The 12804-nt window shown below is 51.1% G+C and carries 13 protein-coding genes; 7 read left to right on the forward strand and 6 right to left on the reverse strand.

Annotated elements, in window-relative coordinates; genetic code table 11:
• Positions 1–126: 126 nt before the first annotated feature.
• Genes H7F31_RS33310 through H7F31_RS33320 form a run of 3 tightly spaced genes read right to left on the reverse strand, consistent with a single transcriptional unit; the run spans position 127 to position 3452 of the window.
• Complete coding sequence (locus tag H7F31_RS33310) at positions 127–936, reverse strand: amidohydrolase family protein (protein WP_187102363.1); 810 nt, start codon at positions 934–936, stop codon at positions 127–129.
• A 1-nt stretch (position 937) separates the two neighbouring features.
• Entirely contained in the window at positions 938–1684 is a 747-nt protein-coding gene (locus H7F31_RS33315; RefSeq protein ID WP_187102364.1) for an amidohydrolase family protein, read from the reverse strand.
• 16 nt (positions 1685–1700) lie between these two features.
• On the reverse strand, positions 1701–3452 hold the full coding sequence (locus tag H7F31_RS33320) for a glycoside hydrolase family 2 protein (protein ID WP_187102365.1): 1752 nt from the start codon (positions 3450–3452) through the stop codon (positions 1701–1703).
• Positions 3453–3725: 273 nt separating this feature from the next.
• On the opposite strand from H7F31_RS33320, the gene H7F31_RS33325 reads away from it, so the two are divergent.
• Positions 3726–4865, forward strand: coding sequence for an ROK family transcriptional regulator (locus H7F31_RS33325; RefSeq protein ID WP_187102366.1), 1140 nt, complete (start codon positions 3726–3728; stop codon positions 4863–4865).
• Positions 4866–4945: 80 nt separating this feature from the next.
• Here H7F31_RS33325 and H7F31_RS33330 read toward each other — a convergent pair whose 3' ends face one another.
• From H7F31_RS33330 to H7F31_RS33340, 3 genes are all read right to left on the reverse strand, one after another.
• Entirely contained in the window at positions 4946–5137 is a 192-nt protein-coding gene (locus H7F31_RS33330; RefSeq protein WP_187102367.1) for a hypothetical protein, read from the reverse strand.
• A gap of 120 nt (positions 5138–5257) precedes the next feature.
• On the reverse strand, positions 5258–5884 hold the full coding sequence (locus H7F31_RS33335; RefSeq protein ID WP_261800234.1) for a ribonuclease H-like YkuK family protein: 627 nt from the start codon (positions 5882–5884) through the stop codon (positions 5258–5260).
• Between the two features lie 167 nt (positions 5885–6051).
• The gene (locus H7F31_RS33340; RefSeq protein WP_187102368.1) at positions 6052–6798 is read right to left on the reverse strand and encodes a tryptophan-rich sensory protein; all 747 of its coding nucleotides are present in this window, start codon (positions 6796–6798) and stop codon (positions 6052–6054) included.
• A gap of 273 nt (positions 6799–7071) precedes the next feature.
• Here H7F31_RS33340 and H7F31_RS33345 point away from each other — a divergent pair, with 273 nt between their 5' ends.
• From H7F31_RS33345 to H7F31_RS33370, 6 genes are read left to right on the forward strand one after another with little or no spacing between them, the layout of a single operon-like run.
• A complete protein-coding gene (locus H7F31_RS33345; protein WP_187102369.1) occupies positions 7072–8616 on the forward strand; it encodes a spore germination protein in 1545 nt (514 codons plus the stop codon).
• A gap of 7 nt (positions 8617–8623) precedes the next feature.
• Positions 8624–9835 carry a Ger(x)C family spore germination protein gene (locus tag H7F31_RS33350; protein ID WP_187102370.1) on the forward strand — a complete coding sequence of 404 codons (1212 nt, stop codon included), beginning with the start codon at positions 8624–8626 and terminating at the stop codon, positions 9833–9835.
• A 9-nt stretch (positions 9836–9844) separates the two neighbouring features.
• Positions 9845–10078, forward strand: a complete 234-nt coding sequence (locus H7F31_RS33355) for a hypothetical protein (RefSeq protein WP_187102371.1) — start codon at positions 9845–9847, stop codon at positions 10076–10078.
• Positions 10079–10129: 51 nt separating this feature from the next.
• Positions 10130–11338, forward strand: a complete 1209-nt coding sequence (locus H7F31_RS33360) for a GerAB/ArcD/ProY family transporter (RefSeq protein ID WP_187102372.1) — start codon at positions 10130–10132, stop codon at positions 11336–11338.
• Between the two features lie 23 nt (positions 11339–11361).
• Positions 11362–11601 (forward strand): hypothetical protein, encoded by a 240-nt coding sequence (locus H7F31_RS33365; protein WP_187102373.1) that lies wholly within the window; start codon positions 11362–11364, stop codon positions 11599–11601.
• A 10-nt stretch (positions 11602–11611) separates the two neighbouring features.
• Positions 11612–12724: a GerAB/ArcD/ProY family transporter gene (locus H7F31_RS33370; protein ID WP_187102374.1), complete on the forward strand. Its 1113-nt coding sequence runs from the start codon at positions 11612–11614 to the stop codon at positions 12722–12724.
• The last annotated feature ends 80 nt before the right edge of the window (positions 12725–12804 follow it).

The raw sequence follows: 12804 nt of genomic DNA on the forward strand, positions 1-12804 counted from the left end.
TTACCCCCAAATGATAGATTATAAAGCTGTATACTGAATCCATATCACAACGGGATGGTTATGAAAGGGATTCAGTTGTAACAGCAAGTTGCATCATTGCTTTAAGCTTGATGCATCTTGCTAGTGCTACACAATTCCAGCTAGCAATCGTTTGGCATTTAGCCCCAAAATATCAAGCTTCACCGCATCAGGGATATCTGCAAATGCAACATGGCCAATCTCCCAAAAAACATTGTTGAACATCGTGTCACTGGAAAAGAGCAGCTTACTTGTATCCGCTCGTTGTACGAAATGCTCAAGCCATAATCTGGAGTAAATAAAGGCGCCGTTTAAATCTAGATAAACCTGTTCATATTGGTTGGCCAGTTGAATGGCAGCCGAAATTTCGGGCTCCCTGCCTCCGCAATGGCCGAGTAAAATTTTGGCGTTGCTGTACTTTGCCGCAATCTCCCGAAACATCGAGGGCTCCGAATTCGCCCCCCAGGCATGCGCAAGTACAATTAGCCCTCGCTCATGGGCATATTCCCACATCGGGATATAATCCGGACCAAAAATCGGATAGCGATTGATTTCCGGATGGACCTTAAAGCCGATAAAACGGTTGGTCAACGTAAAGCAGCGCTCTGCTATATCAAGACTTTCAGTAATTAATGAAGGGATGTACGTTACCCAGCCGAGCAGCTTTTCATCCTGCTGCATAAAGCCGTATAGATCAAGATTTGCGCTTAATTCTCCACTTGCCAGCCCCCTGAGCATGGAGACGACTGAATAATTGACGCCCATTCTTCCCATGGTCCGGCTATATTGAAGCGCTTGCTCACTTTCCTCTATATAAGGGATATAGAGGCTGTTATATGCGCCAAGGTGGCAATGCATATCTACCAGAAAAATATCCTCAAATGGGAGGCCCCCCCGCGCTAGCTCCATAATATCCATCTCAGTTCCTCCCTATAAGACGCTGCAAGTTTCGATGTGAAATGTTCGCTTTAGCCTCATTCGAAAGCTCAGCATAAGCAAGCATGGTGATGGAAGGGCCCGGGTGGTTAAATGGCATATTGCTGCCCCACAACAACCGCTCGGAACCGAATAATCGGACCGTCTCCTCATACGTCAACCAATTATTATTGACTGACATCTCGACATAGACATTGGAATGCATCTCCAGATATTCATACCACATCATATTTCGAAGATGTTGAACATCCGTCAGAATGATTGGAACACGGCTGAACCTGCGGCAAAGTGTATCAAAGTAAGGGTCCTCTCCATTGTCTGAGTAAATGGATGTATAATTTAGCATGACATTAAGATTCAGCCTTTCGGCCATCTCCAGCATTTCCCGCGTATGATTGGAAGCAAGTGTGTAACCGTTTTCTTTAGGGAATAGCCTTATGAAACGCACATTGTTTTCGAGCAGCTGCTGCTCCGTTTTTTCCCAGCCGATTGCGTATTTATAATGTGGCGAGAGTACAAAACAAGGTTCAATCGACTGATTGCGCTTGCAAACCTCAATGAGCTTTTTGTTCCCCACCATTGGATTAAGTGAACGGGCATCCACATGGTACAAAACCGATTTTTCAATACCCACACGATTGGCAAGCTGAAAAAATTGCTCTTCTCCAGCAATAGGCACGCGCTCCCTGGTATAAGTACCAATCATTCCATTAGCATCATACAGCTTCATTCATGCATCTCCTTCGTTAGCAACCCTCTGTGAAAAGCTTTGTTATCGCTTGCAAGGATTTCTTTTCTTTGCGATCGATCGTTACGACGCCATAATGACCAAACGGTATTTTCCACCAGGCTCCTATAAACTCCCCACGATGCCTGTAGTCTGCCCAACTCCACACAACGGCTCCCTGTATCCCTGACTGGATGACGGCTTGCCAAACATGCTCCAGGTAAGCAATTTGAAACGTTTCCGTGAAGCGATGGCTACCCTCCTGCCCGGCAATGCTAGGCGCCCCGAACTCGGTCAGAATAATAGGTTTATCTGCATATTCATTGGCAGTAGCGATTAAATGCCGTTCGGTTTTTAGTCGCACCAGTTCATCCATATCCGAAATATCGATTACCTGTTGCTCATGGAAAAGGCCATAGTAAAGATTAACACAGACGAGATCAGCTTCCTCAAATGCCAAATGGCCGGGCGAACCAATCGTTACAAAGGTTAGTAAGCGTGTCGGATCAAGCTCCCTTGCCCTTCTGAGCAGCCTGCGAACAGAAACGATTCCATCCTCCGAGTTTGTCCCGGACTCATTGGACATGCTCCAGCAAATAATGCACGGATGATTCCAGTCCCGATCAATCATGCCTTCTAGCACTTTTTCCGCCTTATCCACAACTTCAGGTATAAATGTTCTACCAGCTCCCTCCGCTAACCACCAGTTTAGCGGTACCTCGCTCATATATAATAGGCCAATTTCATCCATGAGATCTAGATGGACCGTAGACTGCGGGTAATGAACCCGAATCAGGTTCGCTCCCGTTTTTTTGATGTTTAACAGGTCTTCGCGAATGATGCTGGCCGGCACAGTCGGACCGTAATCTCCATACTCGTCATAGCGATTAAAGCCTTTGAGCATAATTGGCTTGCCGTTTAATAGAACTTGGTTCCCTGAGGTTTGAATCATCCGAATACCAAATCTTTGGCAGCGTTCATCGATGACTGACTCGTGCATATCCTTGAGGATGGCATTTAACGTATATAAGGCAGGATTCTCCAGGCTCCATTGCTCGGCCCCCTGGACTTCAAGCTCAAAACGTATACGAATACTGTCATTAGGCTTGCATGAAACAGCATGCTCGGATGAAAGGCTCCGATCCTCTATAGGGAGATCTATCTGCAGCTTACCTTCCAAATGAAGGCCGCTTTGATTCCTGATTTCGGTCTCGCACAGAAGAATTGCTTTTTCATCCGTCAACTGCTCCGTATGTACACGGATCGATGAGAGATACTGCTTGCTGCTGGATTGAAGGGTTACTTTCTGCAAGATACCGCCGTATTGCACCCATTCCACGATAGGTCCGCCTGGAAGCCATTCCTCTTTGTGGCGGTTATCGGTACGTAATACAATGACATTCGAGCCGTCCTTTTGCATGAATGGAGAAAGATCGAATTCAAACGGTAGATAGGAGCCTAAATTGTCCCCCAGATAAGATCCATTGATCCAAACCTTCGAATAACCGCTTACACTGTCAAACACAATTTTCTGTAAAAGCTCGGGGTGTATGTATTCCGACTTGATCTCTGCTGCAAACCAGCCAACCCCTTCGTATCCCCGAAAGTGTTCTCCGTAGAAATCCCAAGCCCGCGGAACCTCTGCCACTGTCCACCCTGACCGATCATAATCGGAATTAAACCAGCCTTTCGATTCCCCTATCTCATCATGATCAATCTGGAATCGCCAATCTTTTAATTCTATGGTATGCCTTTGCATGTTGCTCCTCACTTTCTTGAATCGAATTGAATGCAATTTATTATTTTAATTGATTAATTGAATAATTTTAATAATCCCCTTAAAACAACCCCCTAATAAAGAATATTGGTTTCACATCCCATAAAGGTACGTTAATTGATTCACTTAATAATTCAATTATACAAACCTTCTTATTTGATGTAAACCCTTTCTTTCAAAAAAAATTTAATGCCATTCATGTTGGAATTACAAAGCATAACATGTATACTTAATTTAATTAATCAATTCATTTAAGGAGTACGCGTTATGAATCTTTCCGAAACTCAGCTGTCGATCTTGAAATTAATTGATCTGTACGGCGAAATATCTCGTAAACAGCTTGCCTTACACTCCGGGCTTTCACAGCCAGCAGTTACCAATATTACAAGGGAATTAATTGATCAGAAATATATTCTCAAGGGCAAAGAAACCGATAGCGCGGGGCGCGCTGGCCGCAAGGAAGTACTGCTCTATGCCAATGCCGACCGCTTTCGTTTCCTTGGTATTGACATCGGCGGCTACTGGATTCGTTTTGCCATATCCGATAATAAGCTGAATATTTTCCATCAATCGATTACCCCGATGCATGAATTCATCAATGTGCCTGACAAGCTGGCTGCATTGACCGACCACATCAACGTTTTTTTGCAGGAGCATGGCATCGCAGCCCATACTATTGATGCAATCGGCGTAGGCGTTACTGGCATCATTAACATGGAGGAAACTCATATTTTGAATATCCCCAATCTCGCCGATTGGGATGATCTCCCTGTTGTTTCCGTGCTGCAAAACGCTTTTCATTGCCCCGTCTTTCTCGAAGAGGGCGGACGGACCATGGCACTGGCAGAAAGGCTCGTCGGAAAAGGAAAACACGTAGATAACTTCATTGTCGTAAATATCGGAAAAGGAATTGTCGCGGGGCTGATGTTAAGTAAGCAGCTCGTTTACGGAGCCAGTAATGTGGGAGGGCTGCTAGGGCATGTGACGGTAGATGAGACTGGCAGACAATGCCTGTGCGGCAACTATGGTTGCCTGGAAATGTTCGGGACGTATCAGATGATTGAAGAAAAATTCGCAGCACTGGACAATTCCGGCATTTCGCTTGAGGACGCTTATCAACAGAACAACAAAGCGGCCATGACCGCTTGCATCGAGGCTGGCAACGCAATTGGCATTGCACTGAGTAATGTCGTGAATCTGATTAATCCACAACACATTTATTTGGGCGGCAGGCTTTTCGAAACACTGCCCCTTGTGTTTGAAGAGCTAAAACGAACGATTCAATTACGCGCTAACCGGTTTGCCAATGTTGTACTGAGCATTGAAAAAAATAGCTTTGGCGATATGGAGGGCTTGTACGGGGCACTTACACTGGCCAAGTCAAAGCTCATCCACCTCTACCCATAGCTTCACCCTCCCCTGGGGAGAACAGTTATAGAGCAAAAGGAGGCGGACAAAAGCCGCCTCCTTTTGCTAGATATGGGTAATTAAGCATTTCTCTTCATTTCCCGCTTTTCCCCACCAACTAGATTAACAGCTCCAGCAAGCAAAACGGGAACAACTAAACAAGCAAGGATGACATACAAGGCCTTAAGCAATCCGAAGTGCTCACCCAGCACACCGATGAACGGAGGGCCCCACACAAGGCGCATTGTATTCGGTTTTTCAGCTACATTCACTCGCATCGGTCCCCATGCTACTCAGCTCCCACATCGCCAGCTACTCCAGGTAACAGGCTTGTCCAGCTCCACCCGGCGGGCGATCTCATCCGCAGGGCACCCGGCCATTCACCATCGGGCTTAACTCGATTGGTTGACGCAAGTGCCGCGATGTGGCGTCTTCGTGAAGCGGTTGGAGACAGACGACGCGACGATGGCCTCCGGCTTTACGCGGGCCGACACGCCCATTGCTTCGACCCTGCCCACCATCTCGGACACGAAAGCGGCAGTCTGGTTGCGCCTCTCGTCCGTGCCCGCGTCGATGTCGATGTACATGCTGAGCTCTGCGCCTTGATAAACATGCGGCAGCAGAATATCCTCGAGCTCCGAGAGTTTGGCCGCGTCGAAGAACGCCGCGATCTCCTGGCTAAACGTCGTCTCCAGCGTCAACTTTTCTTGAATGGAATAGATCTCGCGAGGCAAAATGACCTGCCGATAACAGAACCACGCCCCCCGACCCGGCCGAAAAATAACGATCGACGTTATAAACTTGGTATGGCCGGCATGCACCTGCGCGTCCGTGCCGATCACCAGCTGGTACGAAGAACGCGCATCGCTTTTCATAAAGCCCACAATCCGCAAAAATACCTCGTCCAGCGTCATATCCCTGTCGGTACTATTACGAAACACGGTCTCGTGAAGCAACGCGTAATGTTTTTTCTTCATAAGGATCACCCGTGGAAGCAAATTCGGCTTCTTCCTTTCCATGGCTATGGCCTCTGCTTCTGTATCATACGCTCGCCCCCAGCCTCTGCGGTTGTACGAACGCCCTTATAACCCCACTTAGATGTGTACTTCCGCTCAACGAAAAAAAGACCCCGAACATCAGGGCTCTCTGAGACGGGAATCATCGGAGAACGTTCGGGGATACACCATTAGCTCGCCGTTCGCATACTGCGAAGGAAAGCGAGAATCGCTGCTGCCGCGAGGACTACAGCCAGGACAGCAGCCGTGTAGACGACAGCCGGATGATCCTGTTGCTTCATACAGATGGCAACGTAAGCCCAGACGAAGACAAGCGGCACGACCGCGTCCCTCCTAGTAAAAGCGATAGCGAGCGCAATCACGGCGCCGACTGCAAGCACGATTGGCGCCCACAAAGCCTCCGACAGTCCGAATCCGTCCCATTTGCTTGCATGGAGCGCCGAGGAGATGTTGACGATGGTTGCGACGCAGATCCACCCCAGATACAGGCTAAACGGCACGCGGACGAACCATCGCTCCCCCATCGACACGTACGTTTCGCCTGCCGCCCGGACGCGGGTATAGATCGCGATTATCGTAAGAAGCAGCGCAAGCATGACGAATACGCTTGCGTTCACATATTCATAATGCCAAGCAAGAAGCCAGCCTGCATTAAACACGCAGCTGAGAGGGAAATAAAAACCGACCGCTTGCACGGCTTTACTGTTCCTGCCGGCATGCGTGAAGGAATAAATAACGAATCCGATCAGAAACGCGTAGATGAGCAGCCAGATGGAGAAGGCGTAACCGGCCGGCGTAACGAGCGAGGGGTACTTCGCCGACAGCTCCCCCGTCGTTCGGCCTCCTAGCGGCAGCCTTTGGGCCAAGACATTCATCACAAGCACGAGTACCAGACCAATAGCATGAACATATCTCATAGCTAGCACCTCCGAATAGACGAGCTTAATTCTTATCTATTCACCTTATCGCAAAATTATTAAACAAGGACGGAGCCAATCTCGCTGCATTTGGGGCAAAACAATACAGCTCCGGTCATAGTATCCCTGGCTTGCAGGAATCTTATTCCTTTTGCCTCGGCCTCGCCTGGCGGCCCGGTCCGCGCGTTCCGAAAGAGTATATTCCCTCTCCATTTGGTGAAGAAAGAGTAAGGAAACAGCCAATACAACACCGAAAGGAATGCACCCGCTATTATGGTTGTTTGCGAGCCTCTATCGAAGGACCTGGAACAGAATATCAGCCACATCCGCTCGAAGCTCGGGAATAGCAGCGATCTTGTCGTCCGGAAAATCCGTATTGGCAAGGAGCATCCCATCCATGCGGCTGTGTTTTATACGGACGGGCTTACGGATACCAAAGCTGTGCAAAATTTTATTTTGGAGTCGCTGATGCTCGACATCAGAGGCGCCGATATTGACGAGACGTTGCGCTCCGGCGGCAATCTGTTTCAAACGCTGCAAGATCGTTTTCTCACCGCCGGAGAAGTAAATGAAACAGGCGACTATGCCAACTTGCTCCAATGTCTGGTGTCCGGGAGCGTCATTCTGCTCCTCGACCAATACGCGACAGGCATCTCCATCGGCAGTATGCGGGAATGGAAGGAACGCGGCGTAACGGAATCCTCGACGGAGACGGTCATCCGCGGACCCAAGGAAAGCTTTACTGAGAGCCTCCGCATCAACACCTCCCTAATGCGCCGCAAAATCAAGGATCCGGGCCTTTGGCTGGAGACAAGGTCGATCGGAGCTGTTACGCATACGGACGTGGCCCTTATGTTCGTAAAGGGAATCGTCAATGAGGACATCCTTCGCGAGGTACGCGACCGGCTCGACCGAATCGAGATCGACGGCATTCTGGAGAGCGGATACATCGAAGAACTCATCGAGGACGAAACGTTTACGCCATTTCCGACGATCTATCATTCCGAGCGCCCCGACGTTATCGCCGCCGAACTGCTGGAGGGCAAGATTGCCATCATGATCGACGGAACGCCGATGGTCATGGTCGCGCCTTCCCTGTTTGTATCCTTTATGCATTCTGCCGAGGATTATTACCAAAGGGCAATGATTGCCTCGCTGATCCGCATGCTTCGCTATATCTGTATCTGCATCGCGCTGCTCGCTCCCTCTCTCTATATAGCCATCACAACGTTCCATCAGGAGATGCTGCCTACTCAATTGCTGATCGGCCTCGCCGCGCAGCGGGAAGGTGTGCCGTTTCCTGCGTTCATCGAGGCGTTTTTTATGGAGGTCACTTTCGAAATTTTGCGGGAAGCCGGTCTCCGCATGCCCAAGGCCATCGCTCAGACTGTATCTATCGTCGGCACGCTTGTCATCGGTACGGCCGCCGTCGAAGCCGGCATTATCTCCGCCGCAATGGTCATCGTCGTTTCTATTACGGCTATCTCGAGCTTTGTCCTTCCCGCCTTTGACTTGTCACTGTCTTTCAGAATGCTGCGATTCCCGCTTATGATACTCGCCGCCACCTTCGGATTGTTCGGCATTATCGTCGGCATTATCGCGATTGTTCTTCATATGTGCAGCCTTCGCTCCTTTGGTGTGCCCTACATGAGCCCGTTCGCGCCCTTTAATCTCGAAGGAAACCGGGATACGGTCGTCCGCATGCCCTTGTGGAGCATGGTGACCCGCCCGAGACTGATCGCGAAGGCTAACCGGGTGCGCGGACGCAACCGCGCTCCCCAGCCCCCGAAGCCGCCTCAGAACGAATCGAAAGGTTGAATTGCGCATGAAGAGCAAAAGCATACTCGTCCTGGTAATCCTTTCGATGCTGCTGCTCTCCGGCTGCTGGAATCGCCGGGAGTTGAACGAGCTCGCCGTTGCGGTCGGCATTGCCATTGATAAAGCCGATGACAACCAGTACAAGGTGTCCGTTCAGGTCGTGGAGCCGAATGAGATCGCGGGACGTAAAGGCGGGGACGTTACGCCTGTCACGATGTACCAGAGCATAGGCAGAAGCATCTTCGAGGCAGCCCGGCGCATGACAACGGTGAGTCCGCGCAAAATTTATTTCGCGCACTTGCGTATGCTCGTTATCAGCGAAGATGTCGCGCGGGACGGCCTAAGCAACGTGCTGGACTTTCTGTCCAGAGACCACGAGCTCCGAACGGATTATTTCATTGTCGTCGCCAGACATACGTCCGCGGAGAACACGCTCAAAATTTTAACGCCCATTGAGCGGATACCGGCCGTCAAGCTGTATTCCACGCTGGAATCGTCCGAGAAGACCTGGGCTCCGACGACTACCGTCACCATGGACGAACTGTTGAACACCCTGGTCAGCGCAGGCAGGCAAGCCGTGCTTACCGGCTTGCAGGTGAAAGGCAACCAGAGCATCGGCGAGAAGCGAGAAAATGTTCAAATGGTCAAAAACGGCGCTCAATTGCAATACTCCGGCATCGCCGTCTTTAAGGAGGATAAGCTGATCGGCTGGCTAAACGAGGAACAAAGCAAGGCTTACACCTATATCAATAACACGCTCGACAGCACATCGGACATCGTCCGGTGCCCGGACGGCGGCATCGCGACGGGAGAAATTATTCGTTCCGCCACCAAAGTAAAAGGCAAGATGATTGAAGGCGTCCCGCATATCTACATAGACGTCCGTTCGGAGCTTAATGTCGCGGAGGTCCAATGCTCTCTCGATCTGACGAGGACGCAAACAATCAGCGAACTCGAGCAGCTCGCCAACGCTAATGTAAAAGGTTTTATCGACCGCACGATCAAGACGATGCAGACCAAATACAAGGTCGACATCTTCGGCTTCGGGGAAACGATACGCCGCGCGGATCCCAAGACATGGCGTACGCTCAAGCACAATTGGGATGAGATGTTCCCGAAGGTGCAGACCCATGTGAGCGTGGAGGTTAAAATTCGCAGGCTCGGCACAGTCAACAATTCCTTTATCGAGGAAATGAAAAAAGCGAAAGAAACGGAATGAAACAACGCCATGTTATCCATTGCGGCCATCGTCGCCATATCCGCCATGCTGTTCCTGTTTGACTTCCCAAGGCTCCGAAGGGACGGTCAGAAGCGAGAGCTGTGGACTTTTTCGTTATTGCTGTTGTTCGGAACCGCGCTCGGCATCGTCCAATCGCTTAACCTGCCGCTCCCCAATCCCATGGAATGGATCGTCGCCGTTTTTAAACCCGTTTCGGCTTGGCTATATGCCGAGCAACCATGAACGCTCCTCGCTCCGAACAACCAATAGCTATCTCGAACCGGGGGAAAAAGTATGACAAACACCATTGCTATAAGCGAGCGTCAATTTACTTGGTTAGTCGCTTTGTTTACGGTAGGCAATGCCATCCTGGTCATGCCTTCCACTCTAGCCTCTATTGTCAGGCAGGACGCATGGATTTCCTGCTTGCTCGGGATTGCGATTGCCATACTGATCCTGCCGCTCTATCGCCATCTGGGCCGGCGTATTGCCGGTTCCGGCATGGCATCGTTCGCGGAGGCAGCTCTAGGCCGCTGGTCGGGCAAAGCCGCGATGGTTCTATTTATTTTGGCCGCCCCGTTCCAGATTGCCGCTTTGACCTTGCGCGACATCGGCGATTTCATGACAACGCAAATTATGCCGGAGACCCCGATCGGGGCCGTGCACATCTTGTTCCTGTGCATCGTCGTGATGGGCGTCCGTCTGGGACTTGAGACCATTGCGCGCGCGGTCGAAATTTTCGTGCCGTTTGTCTTCATTCTCTTCGTGCTCCTCGTCAGCATGATCTCCCCCCAGATCGAGCTCACGAACGTCCAGCCGGTATTGGAGAACGGTTTTGGACCCGTTCTTAAGGGTAGCATCCTTGTTGCCTCATTCCCGCTCCTGGACTGCGGTTATCTGATTATGCTTCTGCCATCTGTTCGGCCCTCGAAGCACGGAGGACGTTTCATGCTGAAGGGGCTTCTGTTCGGCAGCTTCGCTATCTTCGTCGTGACGTCGCTTTCCATTTTGGTCACTGGCACGTCGAATACGGCGAGACAAACGTTCTCGGGCTATGCTCTCGCAAGAAAGATCTTTATCGGCGGCATAATCGATCGCATCGAGATCATCGTTGCCGTTATCTGGTTCATTACCGTCTTCGTCAAGCTGACCCTGCTGCTCTATGTCGCCGCTTCCGGTCTGGCCGCGACATTCCGATTCCGCGACCACCGCAGCCTGACCTTGCCGCTTGCGCTCATCCTGTCGATACTTGCCGTCCTGTTGCTGCCAAACTCTTCTTTTAGAACTACCCTGTTGTCGGGCATGGCCCTCTACTCGCTGATCTGGACGGTCGGCTTTCCCCTTTTGCTTCTCGCCGTCGCGATCATGCGGGGGATCGGGCGCGAGCAGTTGCCGGGAACGGCCGGAAGCGGCTTGCCGCCTGATCAAGCCGGCGCCCCCGCTTCAGGCAAGACTGCAACGAACAACGAGCAAGACTCCGGCACGAGTTCGGATACACCATAGCTTTGAAAGGAGCCTGGGCTCTTATGTTGTCAATCATCGTCCTCCTATGCGCGGCAGCCGTCCTTGCGTTGATCGAGGTTCCGCGGCTGCTAAAGCGCAAGTGGGTAAAGGAAGCCTGGGCGTTCGGAGTCTTTCTTCTTGCGGGGCTCGTTCTGGGCGTGCTTGTCATTTTGCACGTGCCCCTGCCCAACCCGATCGTCTTGCAGCGGGAGCTCTACTCCCCTGTCAGTCAGGCCATTGATAATCTACTCGGATTGAAATGAGGGATGCGGATTGTCCAAGGTACGCATATCGCCGCTGCAATTCGGCGCGTTAATTATTATGTTCGTTATCAGCAGCTCTACGCTGCTCTTGCCTACGATTTTGGCAGCTCAGGCCAGGCAGGACGCCTGGATTTCCGCTGTAGCAGGCGTCTCCATATCCATGCTGCTGGTAATGATCTACGGCAAGCTTGGTCTCCATTGTCCCGACCAGACATTGGCCGAGATGTGCGAGAGCCTCCTGGGCAAAATCGCAGGCAAGGCCGCCATGCTGCTGTTCCTGATCTATTTATTCATCATAACTGCCGGGCTTCTGAGCCAGGTTGGCATGCTGGCCTCATCCCCGTTTCTTACGTTAACTCCTGCTCCGGTCGTGAACATCTTTTTTCTCGCCATCATTGTATTTGCCGTGTTGCTCGGGCTTGAGACGTTCGCCAGGGCCGCTCAGCTGTTCCTCCCTTTCATCCTGCTGCTCATCTTGCTGCTTATCGGCAGCCTTATGCCGCTCGTTCAAGGCCACTATCTGCTGCCGATGCTGGAATACGGACCAGGCCCCGTCATCAAAGGCGCCATTACCGTAGTGGGCGTCCCGTTTCTGGACCTGGCCATTCTGCTCATGGTCTTCCCCTCGGTGGATGACAACCGATCCGCGTATAAAATGTTTTTTGGCGCGACGGCTATCGGCGGTCTCCTTCTGATTCTCGTTATTTTGTTTTCGACCCTCGTGTTGGGGCCTTACTTGACTTCCATCGCGGAATATCCTTTTTTTACGCTTGCCCAAAAGGTTAACATCGGCAACTTCGTGCAACGGATCGAGTCCATCGTCCTTACGATCTGGATGGTATCCATGTTCTTCAAGATTACGATCTGCTATTACGCCCTGCTTCTCTCTGCCGGGCAGATTCTGCAATTGCGAAGCTACAAGCCGTTAGCGCTACCCGTCAGCCTCATCATCATCATCCTGTCGATCAGCCTGTTCCCCTCCAGCGTCTCCTTCTGGGAATACGTGGGCGACGAGTGGACGCCAAGCGTCTTCCTCTACGGGTTCGTCATTCCGGCGGTCCTCCTTCTGGTCGCGGCCGCGAAAAAGAAACGGGGCAAGATGCCCGCAGCGGATAAGGGCTGAACACTCCTCGTTAATCGCATAACTTGTCTCCCGCGGACATACAATGTTACGACAAATGCGAAGCGTGGAGGAGGATACGA

It is taken from the genome of Paenibacillus sp. PAMC21692 (genome assembly GCF_014303795.1).
GTDB classification, from domain to species: Bacteria; Bacillota; Bacilli; order Paenibacillales; family Paenibacillaceae; genus Pristimantibacillus; species Pristimantibacillus agaridevorans.